We start from the raw sequence: 18,500 nt of genomic DNA, 5'->3' as shown, positions 1-18,500 counted from the left end.
GGGTTAGCTCGGGGTAATGGCTTGTTGTAGATCTGCTGCTGACAGCCGCTCAGCATCTTCCAGTGTTTGTCGCAAAGCCGACGTCAGACGCTTTTCGATTTGCCATGGATCAGACAGCGAGGCCAGTTCCGGCGAGAGCTGTGGCGCCATTCCAAGCAAAAGATCACGCAGTAAGCGACCGGCGTTATAGGCCGCATCTTCGACCGCCTTGCGCTCTACCAAGGTGCCTCGGGCTTTAAGGAAGTTGTCTTTTTCCTGAAGCGATAGGTAGTGCTCACGAAGAGCGCGTGACTTTTGAAAGTCGGGTACCTGACCAGAGGGGTCATCTACAAAGTCTGCGATGACTATTTCCAGAGGTGGCTGATCACTCCGCTTCGGGCGATTGCGCTCATGTCGAGCGGCGACGGCTGCCTTGCTCGGGTCGCTCGTCATGGCCAGAAGCTGCTCGCTGGCCTCCACGTCAATCTGCCCGGCAGCATTCAGAACCAGTCGTTCATTCTTGACCAGCTTGCCAACGTACTGCCGAGACCACCCCTTCAGCTCGCAGTACTCCTTGCGAGTTACAAAAGCCATGCGGCCTCCATCGTCGTGGCTTGTTAAGCCTGTCAACTAACCCGGCTTAGTTGACAAGCCTTCTGACCATTGCGCCGGGGCTGCTGTTTAAGAAAATGAACAGGCATGAAAAGGCCTGCAGCCCAATAGAACGGGGGGGACTTCACTAAAAACCTTTGTTTGGATCACGCAAATTCTGTCGCTGAAAACCCGGCATTCCTTGTCAACCTGTCAACCACTGTCAACTAACTTTCCAGCCCTGTGGCTAACGCTTTCCCGCGGGTTTCCGACCCCGTACCCCTCGGATATCCCTAGGGTCCCCGGCGGTTTCAGGCTGGTCCGCCGCCATTCGGCGGGACATCGCACACGCCAAGCCGCTTGGCAGCCCAGCGTTCGTACAACCCGATGGCAACATCCGCACCGGCCATCGCGGTGAGGCACCCCAAGGCGCCCGCCGTCCAGATCGACATGCCCGCCGCGATCATCAGCATCATCGCCGAGACCCCACAGACAATGCAGGCACCGGATCGAAGTGCAAGCCGGCGCATCAAAGCCCAGCCTCGCGCCCCGTCCTTGTCGGCGCGCCACATCTCTCCCGACACGCCACCGACCAAGGCCAAGATGATCACTAACCAAATCGGCATCTCTGCCAGCGCTTGCTGTTCGTTTGTCATTGCTCAAAGCCTTGGTGGAGTCATTGATAGGTTCGGCCCCAGCTGCACTCCCAGCTCGGGGCAATGGGTGCGGGGAGCCGAAAACGAAAACGCCTCAGCGAATGCGGAGGCCCTGAATAGGCGCGAATCGAACAAGTAATTGATTTAAATCAGTCGATCAAGAATTGTCAGACAATTTTTGGAATCTTTCTCAGTGCGAAACATCACTTACTTCATGAGCCGAGAAGGAGCATGACTCGTGAGCAACGTTGCTATTTTCGTGATTGAGTACAAACTTTACGGAGAGCCGAAGTCTTTCGTCATCCGCTCGAAGATGATGAACAACGCGGAGGCTTGGCAATGGGCGAGCTGTGACGCGGGCATTGCTCCAATACCAAAGCCGGGACGGCCTCCACTGAGACGGTTTTCAAAACCCATGGCGGAACGTTTCGGGATCACCGACGTGAGATGGCGTGAATCCGTACCCGTTACGTGGGAGGAGGTCTGAGCAGATGTTAGAACTCATCTTAGGGTCATCAGATAGACACTTTTGGGATGAACAAATCGCTGCAAATACCGAAATGTTTCGCCAGGCGGATCTGCTAGATGAAGCTGCCTACAAAATCATCGAAGCAGATAACGGGAGTCCTGACGCGTGGGTGCGGTTTACGGAGGCTAAGGCTCAAGCTGATCGCCGACGAACAGACGCTTACCGCGACTGGATGCGCATCAAGCGGGCGATGAAAAAATAGCTACGCTCGCCATTCGGCGGGCTGTCCTGGCTACAGGTGAATCTGAGGCGTAAAAAAGCCCGCACTTGGCGGGCTAAGGGATGTTTCGTTTTTCAAGCGCCGGATTCAGGATCGCTCGCAGGTACGCCGCGAGGCTCTTTATCTTCGTCGCGCTGGTCATTCATTTGCTGATCAGCACTACCAGCCGCACCGCCGTTACCGCGGCCCGTGTGGGCATCCTGGTCAGATCCGGGGTTTCCAGGTGGTGGATTCCAATCTTCTGGTCTCTCGTCAGCGCCCTGCTTTGGCTCAGACTCAGCCTGCTCAACACCGGAATCATGACCTTTGCCAGATTCTGGTGCTTTCTCGTCTGGCCCGGGGTATGGCGCTTCAGGGCCGTTGTTGTCGTCAATCATCACTCTCTCCCGTCAGTGGCGCATGGTCTGCGCATACAACTGAGAGGAGCTGCTGAACCAGGGAGTGCGATCAGCTCGACGAGCGGGCATAAAAAGGCCCCGTTCAAAGACAAGGCTTCCCGGTTTCAATCCATAACGCGCAAGATCGACATGATGGGCTTAAATTACGATCATTCCGCCATTGCGTCAAGCGGCATCAATAAAGATTTCCTCTTTGTCGAATAACTCAGTCGCATGGATGACCGCCGCTTCCTCCAGACACTCAAGACGCTTTGCAATACCAGTCTTCCAACGCCGGCGTGTTGACTCAGGCTTACCCTCCACGTCCCAAGTATTCATGTCGTAGAACTCAGCAGGCAGCACAATCATGTCGGTAGATCGCTTGCCAGTCTGGATACCCTTCAGCCTCGGGATGGCCCACGCGGTTAGGGCTTTGTAGATGAACAATTGCGGTGCCGGTGAAACCATGCGGGCAACCAAGCGGCCGATAGCCGCGACCTTGTTGGCCTTGTGCGTCGAGTATTTGGCGACCAGTACATCCCACTGAGCCGGTTCAAGCTGACGATGCAGCAGCGCGTAGAGGCAGCAGTCATAGTCGAACTTGTCTCGCACCGACAACGAACTGCCGGCGCCGCCCTGCCGAAGCTCAGCATCGATCAGCTTCTGCCAAGACTGCTTTGTGCTGTTGTCGATGTTGTCGGCAGCCAGCACCCGCACCAACGTGCTCATCACGTCCTTATAAATGCCCACGTTTCAGTCTCCTTTCATGGCTGAGCCGCCCGGCCCGCGAGTATTGGTTTGCTGGTACAGATCAGCCATGGTCGGTGGTTGTTGCGGCAAAGTCGCCAGGTGACGCTCACGGCGGATCAACATGCCAAGCTGAACCACCAGGTCCTCCACCGGAAGCGGTTCGAGCGTCTCGGCGTGTACCAGGCCAGAGGCGTGGCAACCGATGCACTCCAACTGATGAAACACCCCCTTAATCAATCCCTTCCCTGCACAGGACGGGCAATCAGTGAGCGGGATCTGGCGGCGCACAAAGGCGGGGCCATGCTGCTTTTTATCCATCTTTAAACCTCGCCTATGGTTGTTTCTTCAATGGCCTTGCAGGCCTTATGGTCTGTGGCTTGCAGCGAATTACCGGAATCTTCAAATCTAAAGCCGGTCAATCCATGAATCGCTGCAAAGCCTTTCTGATCTAGATGCGCGTGCCACTGTTCGAGGGCATCACGCTTGCGGCTCATCACGTCCGACTGGATGTACACCTTCACGTTGTGGCCCATCGCGTGGTTGATCAGCAGCTCACCAATCAGGTGATCGATGCCAAGGTCTGCCCAGCCGGTGCGCGCCACCTTGCGCAGGTCGTGGCTGGTCCAATCGCCCTGCCCCAGTCGACGAAACACTGCGCAGCCCTGAGCCTCGCCTAGCGCCCTGCCATTACGTGCTGGGAACAGGCACTGGCCCTCATAGCCTCGAGCGTATTGGCCTTCTCGATACCGGGTCAGCAGCGTGCATACTTGCTCGGTCAGAGGCAGGTGATGCTCGACACCGGTTTTCGTGTTCTCGGCCGGGATGAACCATTCGCGCTCGGCAAGGCTGATATGCGACCAGCGCGCCATCCGGGTTTCACCGATCCGCGTGCCATGGCAGAGCATCATCAGTGCGAGCATCGAATCCATTGGCGCCTTGGCCATCACATCGGCGAGCTGCGCGAGTAGGCCTTCCAGCTGAACGCCGCGCAGACGAGACGGCTTGATGCCGACCTTCGCTTTGGAGAAGTCGTTGAACCGGATCGTCGCCATCGGGTCGGACGTGATCATCCCCAGCTTGGCAGCCTGCCGGAATGCCAGGGCCAGCAACTGGAATGTAGAACGCACGTAGTCGATGGAAACCATCTCCTGCAGCGGCCACATCAGCAACGTATCGAGTGCAGCTTTGTCGATGCTGATCAGCGGCAGTACACCGAGTCGCGGTTTCAGGTGGCACTTGATGATCGAGGCGCCGGTGTTCTTGCGTTTGGTCGACAGATTGCGGTCACGCGACATGCGATCGGCGAACCAGTCCAGCAGCTCGCCGACCGTATCCCACTTCGAAAGGCTCGCGCCTTGGCCAGCGGCCAGACGCAGTCGAATCGACGGCAAGGCCGCGACGACCTGCTTGTGGCTCAGCTCGGGGAAGGTGCCGATCTGGTTCCACGCGCCTTTCAGCACCAGGAACCACGAGCCACCGGTGCGGGCCTTGTTGAAGCGCAAGTACAGGCCTTTGTTTTCGAGATCTCGCACGTCCTGCACTGTGCCGGCCACTTGGCGCTTGATCTCCGCTTCGGTGATCTTCACCGCCGCTGTGCTCATGCAGCCCCCTTTACAGTTAGAATTCCGGACAGGATCAGACTTTCGTGGGTTTCCGCGATGGCGCGCGGCATATCGGACCAATCGACCTCGCCAGCGGCGCGACCATCGATCACGTCGTGGCAGGCGCTGCAGGCGTACACCGCGACGGTGTCGAAGCCCTTCATGCCCATGCCCTTCTGTCCGCATGGCAGGTGCGCGAGAACGGTGGTTTCCGGATTGTGATTACAGGTGCCCGGCATACAGACTGTGCAGTCCTGACCTTGCGCCGAGTTGCGCAGCTTCTTCGAGCTCACTCGCATGACGGCTTCCCCGTAACGACGTCGACCACCTCAAAGGTGCCCGGCCACATCCACGATCCGTAGCGTTTGGCCATGGCCTGGTCGGCGAACAGCGCCAGTGCGTGATCAGGCGGCGAGCTCAAGTCGACCTTGAACGAGCAGCAGAACACGGCCCAACGGTAGGTTTCGATCTCAGGGACAGCGAGGCGGCGATCAGGCATGACGAACCCCACTCGAACGCATGGCGCGCAGCTCTGCCAACGCCTTGTTTCCGACCTCAGGCGTCCGCCGACCATCAACACGGGCAGGCAATGCCAGTGGCATCTTTTGCAGCGGCAGGCCATCGATCAAGCGGCGAACAGTGATCACGTAGTTGCGCTCGAACAGCTTGCGCGCCAGCGAGGTTTCCAAACGGTTCAGGCTTTCGAAGCCAGACTCCTTGGCCGCGTGCCAAATCGCGTCGTGCGACCAGTTCGCCTCGCCGGCCATCGACGGATGAACATTTCGGCACGCTTCGCGAAACGCCGTTTCGAGCGGCGGAAGACCGAGCATTTGCGGGGTGGGCTGGCACAGATTGATGAACTTGCCGACGCTCGGCGCGAAGTCAGAACCAAGCTTCCGGCACCGTTCGATGCCGAAGCGAATCTGCTCGATCGTCGTGATCTTCTCGGCCATGAAGGCCTTGGTCCACGTAGCTTTAGCGGCGTTGGTGGCATCTTTGTCAGGCCACGCCTGCTTCCACGCCGGGAAAATCGCCATCAGCTCGCGAAACAAGGCGTTGATGACTTGGACAGTCCCCGGGTCAGCCTTCACTGGCGTCACCTCGGCCGACGCTACGTTGGGCAACATTTGCAGCACATTCGCAGCGGACTTCATCACAGACCTCCCAGGTCATCGCCCCAGCTGGTGTCGTTGAAATCAGGCTCTTGACCACGGCCTGCTGCCTGCACTCGCTCACGCTTCACCCACTGGACCAGGCGGTAGCACCAGCCGGAGCCGGAATCGAGAGTGTTTGGCTTGGCGCAGTGAAAGCCCTTGAATTTGCGAACCGCTTCGTCAGGGACGCAGTCAGCCGGAAGCCCCGCGATAGCGATCTGATCCGACAACGCTTTCTCGTTGGGAACCCAGGTGGAGAACATGGCGAAGCGTTGGCGATCATCCTGCGGTTCGACGGCAGCACGGTTCTGTTCGGCAAGAGCGGCATCAATCTCGCGCTGCTGCAGCTGCTCTTCGGTTAATTGATGGTTAAGTGACGGATTGGGTGCAGCCGCTGCACCCCGTTCTGTTGTAGGTTGCACCCCGTTCTGTTGTGGATTGCACCCCGTGCCGTCATCTGCACCCCGATCTGTGCGAGGTGCAGCATTTGCACCCCGTAATAGTTGAAGGTCGTAAACGACTGGGCGGCGGTCGTGGCGCTCAATGTGAACAGCGGCAATCGCTTGATTGCCCTGCTTGATCAGACCGGACTTCTCCAGATCATCAAGCTTGTAGCGGACGGTACGCTCGGACAGGCCGGTGTCCTGGGCCAGAGTCGTCGCCGACGGGAAAGCGCCCGCGCCATTCGATCCGGCATAGTTGGCCAGGCACAGGAGAACGTGGCGGGCGCTGGCGTCCTTGAGAACTTGCGTGGGCAAAGACAACGCCCATGACATTGCTTGAACGCTCACAGCGAGGCTCCGATATTCAATTCGGCAAAACGAGATGACGTGTGTTGCGACACGCTTTGCGAACTCTGAAAACGTGTCGCGACATTGTTCTGGGTATTGCTAGAATTTGGCTGGCTCTGCATAATCGGGCGTCTCTAGTTTACGAATCAGCCGACCTCGACCGTCGGCTTTTTTGTGCCTGGGCTTTCTGGGGCTGCTACTTGAGAGTGCGAACCCAAAGACCCCTTTTTTGGTGGTGAACTCAGGATTTCCGCGCATGCGCGGAAAATCAGGCGATCTTCAAATTCGGTCGGTGTTTTGCGATCAGTGCTTCAGCCTTCCGGCCAAGCTCCCCTGCCCGCGCTTCAACCTGACGGCATTGCTCGGCGAACGCCGGCAGGTGCGGCAGGTCCTCTTCGCACATCACCTGGTCGTCAAAGACTTCGCTACCGGTATCGATCACATCGCCTAGGGCGCGGATCAGCGCACCGAAGCTTTTGTTGGCGCACTGATCGCTCTGCATCTGGCGGGCACCGGTCAGGCCGTGGCGACCGGCCAGTTCGTTGATACAGTGGTCGCGATACTCGGGCTCCAGGGCATTCACCCAGGACTCTTCCAGCCACGACGGCATTTCCTGATCACCCGACAGCCAGCGCTGCACACGCTTCAGCCAGCGGCCTGTAGCCTTCACGAATTCGCCAACGTCGTTCAGGCGCGCCAACTCATCAAAGTTTGGGACCTTTGTCTGGACGACTTTCGCTGCTGGAACTCGCAGGCAGATCTCCCGACTCAACGCTTGGGCGAAATCGTCTTGGCTCAGGGCGGTGCGTGCGATCTGGTTTTGAGCGTGCGCGATCAGAACCTGATCACGGGTTTGTGCGGTGTGTCTTGGACTGGACGTTTCCATGGGGACTGCTCTCTTCTAATCTGGCTTCAACGGATTGGCGGACAGGGATGTCACTTAGGCGGCCATCTCGGCCCAAGGAAACGACGGGCACAGGTTTTCTTTTTTGAAAGCACCTTTGGTCAGCGCCTCCGCTCGCTTGGCAATAACCGGAGACATGCCGTGCTTCCCCCGAACCCAGCCGGAAACGGTGCTTTGATCAACCTTGAGCCTTTCGGCGGTGGCCTCCTGGGTGCCGAAGTAGTCAACGAGGCCCTTGTAAATTGCGTTCATGATGCCCCTCCATACGGGAATACCCATATAGTAGGTTATGGGAATACCGATTTGCAAGGGTATGGGAGCGCCCGTAATACTCCACAGATGGAATTCAAAGACCGACTCAAAACCGCCCGCCGCCACGCAAAACTCAATCAGACTGAGCTAGCTGAGCGTGCCGGACTCACGCAGACCTCGATCTCCGATTTGGAGAGGGGAAAATCGAAGGCTACAGCCTTCGCAGCTCAGATCGCCTCTGTATGTGGCGTGTCCCCTATGTGGCTGGCTGAAGGTGTCGGCGACATGCTCAAGGGTGTACCTGACCATCAGGCTGAACGCATCCAGCCCAGCGTGAAACTTGGCACCATCGAAACCTGGGATGACGAAACCCCACTTGATGACGACGAGGTCTACGTCCCCTTCCTTCATGAAGTCGAGTTGGCGGCCGGATCAGGCAGGTTTGCGATTGAAGAAAGCGCTAACTCACGCCTACGCTTCAACAAGAAAGATCTGCGCCACAATGGCGTCCAGTTCAGCAACGCGAAGTGCGTAAAGGTAGGCGGCAACAGCATGATGCCCGTGCTGCGCGACGGCGCCACGGTCGGCGTGAATGTGGGGAAAAACTCACTGAGCGATATCGTCGACGGCGAGATGTACGCCATCAACCATAATGGGCAGCTTCGTGTGAAGCAGGTTTATCGCATCCCAACCGGCCTTCGTCTGCGCAGCTTCAACCGTGACGAGCATCCTGACGAGGACTACACGTTCCAGCAAATTCAGGAACAGCAGATCTCGATTCTCGGGCATGTGTTCTGGTGGGCGATGTACTCACGCTAACGCGAGCAATTTTGCAATGCTCTTGCCAAACTCATGCACGAACCCCACGGCGACCTAAAGCAGACAACAGTGAAGCTGTCCAAAGCATAGGTTGAAGACGGTGCAGCGGGTTGGTGAAGATCGAAGCAGGGCTTGAAGAATCCTGAGTCCTAGCTGACGGCGTATCCGAAAGATCAATGCTGGAAAGATCGTGTGGAGGGCTTCATTGCATTAGCCTGCACACGGCACTTGCGATGGACGGTAGAGAAGCTCAGTATCCTGAAAAACCCGCTACTGTGATAATGGATGATGCGCAAATGAAGACGGAGCTGAAGCGGTGATGTATGCCGGGAATTAACCCAGAAGTGCTCATATGGGCAAGAGAAACTGCCGGACTGAGCAGAGAAAAGGCTGCCAAGGCACTAGCTATTGGCGGCAGCAAGGTATCTGGCCCTGAGATGCTTCGGCGCTATGAAGCCGGGGAAAAAGAGGCTTCCAGAACACTTATTGTCAAAATGGCAGCAGTGTATCGACGTCCGCTTCTTGTTTTTTATCTCCCGTTCCCTCCAGCCCGCGCGGAAAGGGGCGAGGATTTCCGCACGCTGCCCGAAGAGCTACGAATCGAAAGCAAGGGGCCGCTTGACGCCCTAGTGCGTGACATTTACGTGCGGCAAGACCTCGTGAAAAATGTCTTACAGGACGTTGAAGAGGCCTTCCCACGCGACTACGTTGGCAGCGTCAGAGTAGATTTAGAACCCGCTTCCGTTTCTGATTATCTAGGTAAGCTGATCGGATTCGACATTAATGAGTTCCGACGCTATGGGAAGTCCGAAGAAGCTTTTTCTTATCTCCGAAAACTAATTGAAGAGATGGGGACATTTGTTCTGCTAATTGGAAACCTTGGCAGTCATCATACAAACATACCTGTTGAAGCTTTCAGGGGATTTGCGCTATCTGACAAGATAGCTCCATTCATCGTTATTAATGATCAGGATGCGCCGCCAGCCAGGTCATTTACGCTTCTTCACGAATTTGCGCACATTTTGATCGGCGTCACTGGCTTGAGCGGCAGTCGAGCGGAACAGAAAATTGAACGGTATTGTAACGATATATCTAGCCTACTCCTTCTTCCAGCCAATGACTTAATCAAACAGAATTGGCACGCTGAAAATATTGATGTGCTAACACAAAAAATTTCTGGCTTTGCGAGAAGCATCAATGTGAGCAGTTCTTTGGTCGCTTATCGACTCTTCGCATCGGGAGTGATTGAACAGGACACCTGGAACACTCTCTCTCAAAAATTCAGAGAATTGTGGGCCGCACAGAAAGCAGCAGCAAAAGAAGGGCGAGATAGCTCGAGCGGGCCCAGCTATTACGTGGTTAAAAGGCACAAATTAGGTGGAGCCATCGTAAACTTGGTTCAAAGAACCATGCGCGAAGGTGCATTAACGGCCACGAAGGCCGGAAGAGTATTGGGCGTAAAGCCCGCCAATGTCTATAACTTGGTTGGCACATTATAATGGCGCTTGATAGGAAGCTTTACCTGCTGGATGCAAACACGCTGATTACTTCTAATGGCGTTTATTACCCCCAAACAATGGTGCCAGAACTGTGGTCTTGGCTTCTTCACCAGAGCCAAAATGGTCGCATAAAAATGCCAATTGAAATCTATGAAGAGATTTTGGCTGGCAAAGAGGACATTTTGACTGGATGGCTAAAAAAACCAGAAGTTAAAGACAGTCTTGTGCTTCAAGAGGATGCAGATCCCGCAGCCGTTGCTCACGTTACCTTTAACGGTTATGCCGTTGATCTGAATGAGAACGAACTTGCCTATATTGGGCGAGATCCATTTTTAATTTCGTATGCACTATTAAACCCTGTAGAACGATGCGTAGTCTCCCTCGAGACATCCAAACCTTCAGCGCAGCGACAAAATAGGAAGGTGCCCGATGTCTGCAGGGCACTAGGCGCTCAATGCTGCGATGTCTTCAGTATGATGCGGGCACTAGACTTCAAAACGGGCTGGAACAAATAAGAACGAGCTTTGCAGCTTATATGGCCCGGCCCAGCGCCGGGCTTTTTCATGTCCGCCCTTCCCTCCTAAGTACCGCCTTCCAGACCTTCGACCGAGTGCGCGTAGAAGTCTGTCGCTTCCTCCGTCAAGTCGCGCCCATCATCACCGTCAATGCCCGACTACTGGAGACGTAAGGATCGCTTAGCAGCCCATGAACGGCATGCAAAAAACTTCACATCGACTATGCTCATAGCTCCTCATGACTTAACAGCCCGCCTCCCCCTTGGCGGGCTTTTTTTTGCTTGTGATAACTGCCTTCTGCAATGTGGCAAGCGCGGCATCCGTGCAGAGTGCATGCCCTCACCTCGCCATCAGCTCTTCGAAATGCCTGAAATCGCTGACCTTTTTCCTATCGAGCACTTGGCACAGAAGATGCCCTTAATACTGGGAGAACGTGAACCGCAGCCGGAGAGCTGCTGACGCTAACCTGTGATAGTTGAGGCATACATAAATGAACGCTATTGACCTTCTCAAAGCCGACCACGAAAAAGTAAAAGGCATCTTGAGCCAACTAAGCGAGTCCACTGATCGCGCGTTGAAAAAGCGCGTGGACTTGCTCGATAAGCTGGAGATGGAGATCACCATTCACACTCAGCTCGAGGAGCAAATTCTTTACCCCGCTTTCAAAGAAGCCGGTGGCAAAGAGCAGGACGAGATGTACTACGAGGCGAAGGAAGAGCACCGCACCGTGGACTCCCTGGTGCTGCCCGATCTGAAAGGCACTGACCCTTCAACACCCGAGTTCGCCGGCCGGGTAAAGGTGGTGAAAGAGTTGCTCGAACATCACATCGAGGAAGAGGAAACCGAAATGTTTCCGAAGGCCAAGAAGCTGCTGGGCAAGGCAAAGCTCGATGAACTGGGTGAGCAAATGGAAGTGATGAAAAGTTCGCTGAAAAAAAACCTAGCTAAAGGCGACATGGCGGCTTAAGGCGATCTCTATCAAACGCTAACCGTGGAGCCCGGCCCAGTGCCGGGCTTCCTGCAACTCCCCTCTTACGTCCCGCCTCCAAGCCCTTCAGTTGCCTGAGCGAACCTCGTACCCGCCTCTCTCACCAGCTGACGCCACTCGCCGGCAGTAATCAATCCTTCCTGCTCCATGGCATCTGCCATTTTGAGCAGTTCATCGTACTGCTCTTCTGCATCCATCCTAAGCTCGGGCTCCTCCAGCAGCTTGCGCCAAGCACACAGTGCTCTTTGTTTCTCTTCGACTCTCATGGCGATTCACCTAATGGAATGTGAGTCGGTAGAGGCCGCACGTTACATGTCGGTTCGATGTCGGCGACTGACGGCGTAACAGATGGTGGCGCTCGGCCACGAGTGCTAGAGTTCTCCCACAATTCCAGGGAGGTCGATGATGAAAATTCTGGGGTTAGCCATTTGGTTAATTGTTTGCCTAGTCAGCTTATTATTTGGTCGTGGCTACGGCGATTTTGCAGTCCGCGCACGAATTGTGCTCATCCCGAGCGCCGTAGCTCTGTACTTCTACCCGGCGATCTGTGCGCTTGGCGAACATCCAAAGGCTACCCCCATCTTCGCACTGAACCTTTTGGCCGGATGGACGTTTATTGGCTGGCTAGTCGCGTTCATATGGGCTCTCAGCAGGCCCGCACCAATCGAATTCGCAAGGGAAAGTGGTTTTCCTCAATCGACGCACCGCGAACCAGAACGCAAGCTCGAAATGAAAGACTGCCCTTTCTGTGCTGAAACCATCAAGGCCGCCGCCAAGAAGTGCCGATACTGCGGTTCCGACTTGGAACAGCAGACGGTATAGATCGCACGAGCTTCATCTGAAGCCCGCCAAGCGCGGGCTTTTTTGCGGCAGAAATACTGGAGATCCAACTTTTATGGGAATACCCATTGACATCAAATATGGGTTTACCTATATTTCACCCATCGCAGCGACACACAGCCACTGCGAAGGGGCCTCAACAAACCCGCCGCTCTTTAACAGCCAGAAATCTTCGCGGATCGATCCCCGGAAACGGGCACAGCGCGAAACACAAATTTCGATCCACATGCCAGCTCCGGAACTGGCCGGGCTCCCTCATGAGAGCACGCAAAGTTGCACAGCCACCCGATGTGACGCCAGTTGCGGCAGCGGGCAGAGAGAGGACTCCGGCGTTGAAGTGCAGCGAGAAACGGAAAGCATCACTGAGCAGCCTTCTCGCGAGGGCTGCTTGGGATGACAACCGATAGGTAATCAACCATGAAGCACGCAACAGAAATTGCTCAGGTCGAAATGCACCCACTGATGCAGCAGCGCCGGGACGTTCTCAACGCCTTGTTTGTTCGCTCCCACGCAGCCCGTGGAGAGTTCGCCCGACTTGCAGGTCTGGCGGCGCCGGATAAGAAAGTGCGCTTTCAGGTGAGGACGGTCGGCAATGCCTACCACATCGTTGACCTGGTCACCGGCAAGACAAAAGCCTTCCGCTTCAATTATCAGGTCGCGCTGAACATGGCGATCGCATTCGAAAAGCAGGCCAATCGCCTGGCGGAAGGTGTGCATTGATCGGTGCACCAATGCCAAACCCACGAGACCAGTTGCGCGACAACCTGAACCAGCAACTTGATCAGTTCATCGGTTCCGGCGGTAAAGCTCAGCAAATCCCCAGTGGCGTCACTGGCGATCCAAAGCTGGCATCAACCCCGCACCACGACCGCCTGCGCGTCCAGCGCAACAAAATCGCCCCGAAAGTGCACGAGCAGGCCAAATCCGGCAAGACCATGAGCGAGACAGCGAAGACGCTGAACATGCACGTCAAGCGGGTTGCGCTCATCGCCAGCGAGAACGCATTCAAGTTCAACTCATGAAACGCACTAGTAACCGGGCGACTACACGCCGCCGACAAACCTGGCTGGACTTGCCGGCCAGCGGAATTGAGGAAGTAGACTATGGCCGAAGAACAGGAGCTGACGGCGGAAGCCAAGAAACAGCGCAAGAAGCGCGAGAAGGCAGCAACAAAGGACGCTGCATTGGGCGTCGAAAAATTTACGGTTGAAGTGGCCGGGGTGTTCAAGCCTGACCTCAAGCGCGTCATGGCCGCCCACGGCATAAACAACCAGCAGGACATTCACCAGCGGCTTCTGATCAACCTGATTGCCGCCGACTTCGCAACTCAGGCCAAGATGCTTCGCTGTGTCACGACACCTTTTGTTGTTACCGAAAAGGTGTCGCGCATTATTCAGGCCGCCGGCATGAAGTCGCTGGCCGATGATCCGCTAGAGCCTGACGACGAAATTGTTAGCCCCCCTCTAACGGTGCGCCATGCTTAACCGTACCGAACCAATCAAACTGCCCGATAGTTTCCTTCGCCGCATCAAGAATCGCCTGCTCTGTATCGTCGTATCGATCGACTGATGGACATAGCTCAAAGCTACAGCAGCAGCTGTTCGAATCATAGAAGGCGCTTACGACCTTCTTTTGCACGCCTCGACTTTCCAATGCAACGCAGAAATTTATCATTTCAGCGAGTTCGTATGCTTTCCCGTGGCGAGTGGAAATCCCGATGCCGAACACGGTCATCGCATCCACTGAAACCTCTCCCGCGTACATAAGACTTCCTTACTATTCGTGATGATTGATCACTCCTAATAAACCAACCCTAGCCAAATTGCCACCACCGATCACGGAGATCACCGTGGCTATTGAAGAGGCATCATAAGCTGCTGACGCAAAATGGGCTGGTCCGAGCAATATTCTTTGCTGCGAAGCCAAACTATTCGACAAGGCGAACTTTGTGTAATCCGCTGCGCGAAAGTCATAAATCTAATTGAGAAATTGTGGATTAATTGCAAGAAAGCCGTTCACCGTTTTTTTAAAATCGGCATAAGAACCAAACCTTCTAGCCTCTTTCATATGATCCAACAAAAAGCTATAAAAAGACGCATCACCCACACAGCTCTCAGTATCTCGGGAAGGGTTAATCTCCTTATAGCTTTTCAGCACCCCTACCAACTCATCTATAAACTCAATACTTACCGATGCGCTTGAGCCGGAACTTGTGGAAGAATAGTCTCGAGATACTCGACGACCAATCCGAGCAACTTCTCGAGTTAGGTCTTGCATCATATCAAGCAACACTTGATCCGGCGTTCCCACAGTCTGATCCACCGACGCTACTTTAAAACTGCCGAAATTCTTCAAAAAAGTCGAATGATGCGGGTCATTCAAGGATGCTTGATATGTCGCACTCACCTTTTCAGCAAGCAGCTTCTTGAACGTAACAATACGCGAAAATCGTAAATCCCGGGGATAGACTAGATGCTCGATAACTCCTGTATCAAAAGAAAAATCAGTCTTATCATCCTTTATTAGAATAGTCGGCTTATCAAAAGCCAATCTCATGCCAAGCTCAAACATAACGTTGGCATTTTTACAACTTACATCACAAACCACCACATCCGATAAATAAATATTTTGAACGATACGTTTTTGTATGACCCCAACATCGTCTTGCTCACTTACAAGTTTCGATGTAAACGCGACATCCTCAATACTGCCTATTGCGTCACAAATAATGTTTTTAACTTCAACCCAATGCTCCGCGCTACATCCGTCCATGGCCGAAATGGGCATTACCAATCCACAAGTCAACGGTGCCGTCTCTTGGACATCGTCATTTTTTTTGGCCATTTCGAAACTCCTCAAAATAGAACTCCATGGCGGCCTAATGCCACCCTCAAGATAAATACATACCTTAATTTTATGCATTACGCCACCTAGGCGAGGATCCCCTATGTCCGCACAACGGTTCGACGAAAAGAAACTCGAGCGCGCGATCCGTAAGATCAAGCACTGCCTGGCACTGGCCCAAAGCGCAAATGAGAACGAAGCTGCAACGGCGCTTCGTCAAGCGCAGGCACTGATGCGCGAGTACCGGCTGACCGAAATGGATGTGAAGCTGAGCGACGTCGGCGAAGTCGAGTCGCAATTCTACCGGGCCGAACGCCTGCCGGCGTGGGAGCGGAACCTGAGCGGTGCAGTTGCCCACGTTTTCGGATGCACCTCTTTGTACGGTCGGCAGTACTGCAGTGAAAAGGATCGAATCATCGCCCGAACTTCCTTTGTGGGGGTGACACCTGCACAGCACATCGCGCTTTATGCGTTTGAGGCGCTGCTGACAAAGCTTAAATTTGCCCGCAAGCAATATGTCGCCAAGATTCGGGCGGGCGTGCATCGCAGTCCTTACTCAGCCGAAACAGCGGGCGACCACTTCGCGCTCGCATGGGTCAACGAGGTTTACGGGAAGCTGAGCACCCTTGTCCCGAAAGGCGAGGACGATACCCAGTCATCGAGCGATGGGCGCGACCTCATCGCAGTCGAAGCGCAAGACAAGGCGCTGATCACCGAATACCTCGCTAACAAAGGCGTGGGCAAAGCCCGCAAAACGCGTGATGTTGATATCGACCTAGATGCGCAAATCGCGGGAATGCTTGCCGGACGCAAGGTGGATCTGCATGCTGGCATAACACATGGCGGCGAGGAAACCTTGGCCCTCGCCGCAAGCGCCTGACTTTCCAATCCTGGCTCTGCCGCGCCTACTCGTTTAAGGCGCCCTGTATGGAATAGAAGACTTGATGACTTTGACACAATGCTGCTTTCTTTCAGCATAGATGCTTTCACTCAAGGACTGACTTTGAACAAAGGCACTCATCGAGGTATAGGCAAGGTCTTGGTCTCGCATAGGCCCGACATGTATTGCCTTTATCGCTTTGATGGGAATCTCTTGCTCTACGTATGGAATCAAATAGTTACCTTTAGCCCTAAACTGAACTCTAAGCCGCTGATCGAACATTGGATCCTTATCGTGGCCAAGTATTAAACGGACCTCTTTCTCTTCTGAAAAGCTGGAATCTTTGAATGTTGCAGCCAAGGACACGAGATTCGCTACTGCTTCAAAGCTTGGAGCACCACAAAGTCCATCGCCACTCATTTCGCTTGCAACGATTTCCAGGGCAGACAAAGCCTCATGCGCTGCCTGCGTATTTTTTTCATCAGCATCATATACGCAATATTTTACATGCAGAGGAATGTCATCCGATTCAAATTCAATAGCGTAGCTTCCATAAGCTCTCCACTGGCTCAATAAATCGCGTTGCGCGCTGAATGAGCAAACATATACAGGACGTCTTTCAGACTTAAAATATGGCCCTAGGCCGAGGTCCTGCGCTAAGTATCCAGCAGCACGCTCTAAACATTCATGCCTATGCGAAAAGTGTTTCTTTTGATGCTCTAAATAATTAATTATTCTCTCTACGCCATCATGCATTTCTTGAGAGTCATTTAGGAATCGAGAATCTGTTAGCCACATTTTCCCATTTTCAATAATAGACTTGACGGCATAGACATCCGTGTAGTGAAAAAGCCGCATTTTAATCTCCAATATCAACATTCGCCCAATATACCGGTGAGGTAACTCCATGCCCACAGAAAACAAAACGGCCGACCCGCTGAAGGTTGAGCGCTCGACGGTGACCAAGCTGGTAATCACCGGCGCGCCACGTCTCGATGCGATTACCGTGTTCCTCGAGGACTTCGGCCGCCGCGACTGCCCTACTGAATCCGACCCGAGCTATCAGACCGCCCAGGGCAAGATCACGATCAACTGCTGGGACAATAGCTGGAACGCCTACTGGGGCGGCATGGGCCCGCGCACGGTTGCGGAGTTTGTCGCCGACTGTGATTGGCACTACGTCCTGAATTGTCTGGATCGAGGGATCAGCGGCACCCGATTCAGCGGGGCCGCGATATATACCTTCGCGAAAAAATGCATCCTCCAGCGCCGCCGGCAAAAGACAGGCCGACACGACTGGGAACTGGATGAGCTGAGCAAGGATGAGGCTCGTGAGCTCTGGCACGACATCGAAGTTCTGCGAAGCATCGAGTCACCGAACGAATGCTGGCATCACGACAGGCTGCTGACTGAACTGTTTGGCGATGAGTGGCACTACCCCGTCGGCGACAAGGCTGTTGAGGAAAACCACGATTTCGCGTACCTACAGCGCGTTGTCGAGGCAGTTCAGGCAGCGCTGCGGCAGGAACAGCAGCCCGTAGCGAATGCCCATGATCTGGTGTCGATGGAGTTTGCAGGCTGAGCGAACCTACCCGACAGGAGGGTTGCCCCCTTCAGGAGGTCGACCATCAAAAATTGGCATTGGATCTATCTGAATGCCAATGAGGATGGCAGACCAAGCTTCATAAGCCATTTTCTGGCGCAGCAAAGCTTCACTCCATCGAGGTCCTGAAACCTCCGATGCGACCACCAGCATCATCAACTGGTTCGTGGTTGCATCCAAATCAAGTAGGTGTTGATGGGCTTTGAATCGAAAATCATCACTGGTATGCATTTTTGGACACGCGGTCCCGACAGGTACTGGCTCGGGACTACGAGCCGCTATTCCTATTCTTCCAGTATGGTACCAATACCTCTTCATGAGATACGAGGTTTATGCCGCCCTTTTTAGGCTCGCCGCAATCCCGAAGAAGCTGACCTAGAAGCACTCACTCCTACAGCACCAGCGAGCTCTCGAGCACGACCGACGCCCCAAGCTAAAACCCTCGTCATCGACTCCCGTGGGCGAGAGTTATCGGACTCTTCATGCAAGGCCATCCCATCCGAGGCATATATACCTATGAACAGTTGAGTCTCGCCCGCTCGCGATAGCCTGACCTGCACGTCGATATAGATCCCGCTACCGAGCGTTTCTTCGTGCGTTCTGCTGTGCAGCGAAGGGTCTGCCCATGACCAGAAAACATCGCCTCGAAGTCTCATTTGGCTGTCCTCCTGTGCCTATTTTTTTGGTTCAAAAAAAAACCAAAAATAG

30 protein-coding genes are annotated in these 18,500 nt (G+C 54.5%); 13 read left to right on the top strand and 17 right to left on the bottom strand.

What is annotated here, in order from left to right; translation table 11 throughout:
- Window positions 1–3: 3 nt before the first annotated feature.
- Both AACY19_RS11645 and AACY19_RS11640 read right to left on the bottom strand, forming a co-directional pair.
- Window positions 4–573 carry a terminase small subunit gene (locus tag AACY19_RS11645; RefSeq protein ID WP_339450372.1) on the bottom strand — a complete coding sequence of 190 codons (570 nt, stop codon included), beginning with the start codon at window positions 571–573 and terminating at the stop codon, window positions 4–6.
- Window positions 574–881: 308 nt separating this feature from the next.
- A complete protein-coding gene (locus tag AACY19_RS11640) occupies window positions 882–1,226 on the bottom strand; it encodes a phage holin family protein (protein WP_339450371.1) in 345 nt (114 codons plus the stop codon).
- A 238-nt stretch (window positions 1,227–1,464) separates the two neighbouring features.
- On the opposite strand from AACY19_RS11640, the gene AACY19_RS11635 reads away from it, so the two are divergent.
- The 3 genes from AACY19_RS11635 (at window position 1,465) to AACY19_RS11625 (ending at window position 2,577) form a co-directional block, all read left to right on the top strand.
- On the top strand, window positions 1,465–1,713 hold the full coding sequence (locus tag AACY19_RS11635) for a DUF6555 family protein (protein ID WP_339450370.1): 249 nt from the start codon (window positions 1,465–1,467) through the stop codon (window positions 1,711–1,713).
- A 4-nt stretch (window positions 1,714–1,717) separates the two neighbouring features.
- Complete coding sequence (locus tag AACY19_RS11630; protein ID WP_339450369.1) at window positions 1,718–1,957, top strand: hypothetical protein; 240 nt, start codon at window positions 1,718–1,720, stop codon at window positions 1,955–1,957.
- Between the two features lie 80 nt (window positions 1,958–2,037).
- Window positions 2,038–2,577: a hypothetical protein gene (locus AACY19_RS11625; protein ID WP_339450368.1), complete on the top strand. Its 540-nt coding sequence runs from the start codon at window positions 2,038–2,040 to the stop codon at window positions 2,575–2,577.
- Here the strand turns inward: AACY19_RS11625 and AACY19_RS11620 are convergent.
- The 9 genes from AACY19_RS11620 to AACY19_RS11580 all read right to left on the bottom strand — a co-directional run bounded on the left by AACY19_RS11620 (window position 2,539) and on the right by AACY19_RS11580 (window position 7,804).
- Window positions 2,539–3,102: a hypothetical protein gene (locus AACY19_RS11620; RefSeq protein WP_339450367.1), complete on the bottom strand. Its 564-nt coding sequence runs from the start codon at window positions 3,100–3,102 to the stop codon at window positions 2,539–2,541. The genes AACY19_RS11625 and AACY19_RS11620 overlap by 39 nt on opposite strands.
- A gap of 3 nt (window positions 3,103–3,105) precedes the next feature.
- A complete protein-coding gene (locus tag AACY19_RS11615; RefSeq protein WP_339450366.1) occupies window positions 3,106–3,420 on the bottom strand; it encodes a hypothetical protein in 315 nt (104 codons plus the stop codon).
- A gap of 2 nt (window positions 3,421–3,422) precedes the next feature.
- On the bottom strand, window positions 3,423–4,703 hold the full coding sequence (locus AACY19_RS11610) for a tyrosine-type recombinase/integrase (RefSeq protein WP_339450365.1): 1,281 nt from the start codon (window positions 4,701–4,703) through the stop codon (window positions 3,423–3,425).
- On the bottom strand, window positions 4,700–5,002 hold the full coding sequence (locus AACY19_RS11605) for a nuclease domain-containing protein (RefSeq protein WP_339450364.1): 303 nt from the start codon (window positions 5,000–5,002) through the stop codon (window positions 4,700–4,702). Before AACY19_RS11605 ends, AACY19_RS11610 begins: the two co-directional genes overlap by 4 nt.
- Window positions 4,993–5,202: a hypothetical protein gene (locus tag AACY19_RS11600; RefSeq protein ID WP_339450363.1), complete on the bottom strand. Its 210-nt coding sequence runs from the start codon at window positions 5,200–5,202 to the stop codon at window positions 4,993–4,995. Before AACY19_RS11600 ends, AACY19_RS11605 begins: the two co-directional genes overlap by 10 nt.
- Window positions 5,195–5,830, bottom strand: coding sequence for a replication protein P (locus AACY19_RS11595; protein WP_445262305.1), 636 nt, complete (start codon window positions 5,828–5,830; stop codon window positions 5,195–5,197). Before AACY19_RS11595 ends, AACY19_RS11600 begins: the two co-directional genes overlap by 8 nt.
- A 26-nt stretch (window positions 5,831–5,856) precedes the next feature.
- Window positions 5,857–6,633, bottom strand: coding sequence for a helix-turn-helix domain-containing protein (locus tag AACY19_RS11590; protein ID WP_339450394.1), 777 nt, complete (start codon window positions 6,631–6,633; stop codon window positions 5,857–5,859).
- Between the two features lie 283 nt (window positions 6,634–6,916).
- On the bottom strand, window positions 6,917–7,534 hold the full coding sequence (locus AACY19_RS11585) for a hypothetical protein (RefSeq protein ID WP_339450361.1): 618 nt from the start codon (window positions 7,532–7,534) through the stop codon (window positions 6,917–6,919).
- A 54-nt stretch (window positions 7,535–7,588) separates the two neighbouring features.
- Window positions 7,589–7,804: a YdaS family helix-turn-helix protein gene (locus AACY19_RS11580; protein WP_339450360.1), complete on the bottom strand. Its 216-nt coding sequence runs from the start codon at window positions 7,802–7,804 to the stop codon at window positions 7,589–7,591.
- Between the two features lie 87 nt (window positions 7,805–7,891).
- Between AACY19_RS11580 and AACY19_RS11575 the strand changes: the two genes are divergently transcribed.
- The 4 genes from AACY19_RS11575 to AACY19_RS11560 all read left to right on the top strand — a co-directional run bounded on the left by AACY19_RS11575 (window position 7,892) and on the right by AACY19_RS11560 (window position 11,604).
- Window positions 7,892–8,623 carry an XRE family transcriptional regulator gene (locus AACY19_RS11575; protein ID WP_339450359.1) on the top strand — a complete coding sequence of 244 codons (732 nt, stop codon included), beginning with the start codon at window positions 7,892–7,894 and terminating at the stop codon, window positions 8,621–8,623.
- A 323-nt stretch (window positions 8,624–8,946) separates the two neighbouring features.
- A complete protein-coding gene (locus AACY19_RS11570; protein ID WP_339450358.1) occupies window positions 8,947–10,122 on the top strand; it encodes an ImmA/IrrE family metallo-endopeptidase in 1,176 nt (391 codons plus the stop codon).
- Complete coding sequence (locus AACY19_RS11565) at window positions 10,122–10,637, top strand: DUF4411 family protein (protein WP_339450357.1); 516 nt, start codon at window positions 10,122–10,124, stop codon at window positions 10,635–10,637. Before AACY19_RS11570 ends, AACY19_RS11565 begins: the two co-directional genes overlap by 1 nt.
- 490 nt (window positions 10,638–11,127) lie before the next feature.
- Complete coding sequence (locus tag AACY19_RS11560; RefSeq protein ID WP_339450356.1) at window positions 11,128–11,604, top strand: hemerythrin domain-containing protein; 477 nt, start codon at window positions 11,128–11,130, stop codon at window positions 11,602–11,604.
- Between the two features lie 65 nt (window positions 11,605–11,669).
- On the opposite strand, the gene AACY19_RS11555 is transcribed toward AACY19_RS11560, so the two are convergent.
- Entirely contained in the window at window positions 11,670–11,891 is a 222-nt protein-coding gene (locus AACY19_RS11555) for a hypothetical protein (protein WP_339450355.1), read from the bottom strand.
- 136 nt (window positions 11,892–12,027) lie between these two features.
- Between AACY19_RS11555 and AACY19_RS11550 the strand changes: the two genes are divergently transcribed.
- The 4 genes from AACY19_RS11550 (at window position 12,028) to AACY19_RS11535 (ending at window position 13,949) form a co-directional block, all read left to right on the top strand.
- The gene (locus tag AACY19_RS11550) at window positions 12,028–12,447 is read left to right on the top strand and encodes a superinfection immunity protein (RefSeq protein ID WP_339450354.1); all 420 of its coding nucleotides are present in this window, start codon (window positions 12,028–12,030) and stop codon (window positions 12,445–12,447) included.
- A gap of 435 nt (window positions 12,448–12,882) precedes the next feature.
- Window positions 12,883–13,185, top strand: coding sequence for a hypothetical protein (locus tag AACY19_RS11545; protein WP_339450353.1), 303 nt, complete (start codon window positions 12,883–12,885; stop codon window positions 13,183–13,185).
- A gap of 11 nt (window positions 13,186–13,196) precedes the next feature.
- Window positions 13,197–13,487 carry a hypothetical protein gene (locus AACY19_RS11540; protein ID WP_339450352.1) on the top strand — a complete coding sequence of 97 codons (291 nt, stop codon included), beginning with the start codon at window positions 13,197–13,199 and terminating at the stop codon, window positions 13,485–13,487.
- Window positions 13,488–13,568: 81 nt separating this feature from the next.
- Complete coding sequence (locus tag AACY19_RS11535; protein ID WP_339450351.1) at window positions 13,569–13,949, top strand: hypothetical protein; 381 nt, start codon at window positions 13,569–13,571, stop codon at window positions 13,947–13,949.
- Here the strand turns inward: AACY19_RS11535 and AACY19_RS11530 are convergent.
- Together AACY19_RS11530 and AACY19_RS11525 are read right to left on the bottom strand one after the other, a co-directional pair.
- Window positions 13,918–14,208: a hypothetical protein gene (locus AACY19_RS11530; RefSeq protein WP_127928164.1), complete on the bottom strand. Its 291-nt coding sequence runs from the start codon at window positions 14,206–14,208 to the stop codon at window positions 13,918–13,920. The two genes, AACY19_RS11535 and AACY19_RS11530, sit on opposite strands and share 32 nt — an antisense overlap.
- Window positions 14,209–14,442: 234 nt before the next feature.
- Window positions 14,443–15,309: a hypothetical protein gene (locus tag AACY19_RS11525; protein WP_127928166.1), complete on the bottom strand. Its 867-nt coding sequence runs from the start codon at window positions 15,307–15,309 to the stop codon at window positions 14,443–14,445.
- A gap of 103 nt (window positions 15,310–15,412) precedes the next feature.
- Between AACY19_RS11525 and AACY19_RS11520 the strand changes: the two genes are divergently transcribed.
- Window positions 15,413–16,189: a DUF2786 domain-containing protein gene (locus tag AACY19_RS11520; RefSeq protein WP_127928168.1), complete on the top strand. Its 777-nt coding sequence runs from the start codon at window positions 15,413–15,415 to the stop codon at window positions 16,187–16,189.
- Between the two features lie 33 nt (window positions 16,190–16,222).
- On the opposite strand, the gene AACY19_RS11515 is transcribed toward AACY19_RS11520, so the two are convergent.
- On the bottom strand, window positions 16,223–17,047 hold the full coding sequence (locus tag AACY19_RS11515) for a DUF2971 domain-containing protein (RefSeq protein ID WP_339450350.1): 825 nt from the start codon (window positions 17,045–17,047) through the stop codon (window positions 16,223–16,225).
- A gap of 49 nt (window positions 17,048–17,096) precedes the next feature.
- On the opposite strand from AACY19_RS11515, the gene AACY19_RS11510 reads away from it, so the two are divergent.
- Complete coding sequence (locus tag AACY19_RS11510) at window positions 17,097–17,771, top strand: hypothetical protein (protein WP_339450349.1); 675 nt, start codon at window positions 17,097–17,099, stop codon at window positions 17,769–17,771.
- 6 nt (window positions 17,772–17,777) lie between these two features.
- Here AACY19_RS11510 and AACY19_RS11505 read toward each other — a convergent pair whose 3' ends face one another.
- Together AACY19_RS11505 and AACY19_RS11500 are read right to left on the bottom strand one after the other, a co-directional pair.
- A complete protein-coding gene (locus AACY19_RS11505; protein WP_127928174.1) occupies window positions 17,778–18,023 on the bottom strand; it encodes a hypothetical protein in 246 nt (81 codons plus the stop codon).
- Window positions 18,024–18,136: 113 nt separating this feature from the next.
- The gene (locus tag AACY19_RS11500) at window positions 18,137–18,448 is read right to left on the bottom strand and encodes a hypothetical protein (protein ID WP_150687422.1); all 312 of its coding nucleotides are present in this window, start codon (window positions 18,446–18,448) and stop codon (window positions 18,137–18,139) included.
- Window positions 18,449–18,500: the final 52 nt, after the last annotated feature.

The organism is Pseudomonas sp. EA_5y_Pfl2_R50 (assembly GCF_963970475.1).
GTDB lineage: Bacteria > Pseudomonadota > Gammaproteobacteria > Pseudomonadales > Pseudomonadaceae > Aquipseudomonas.
The sequence above is the reverse complement of the archived record's forward strand: the minus strand, read 5'-3'. Positions and strand labels throughout refer to the sequence as shown.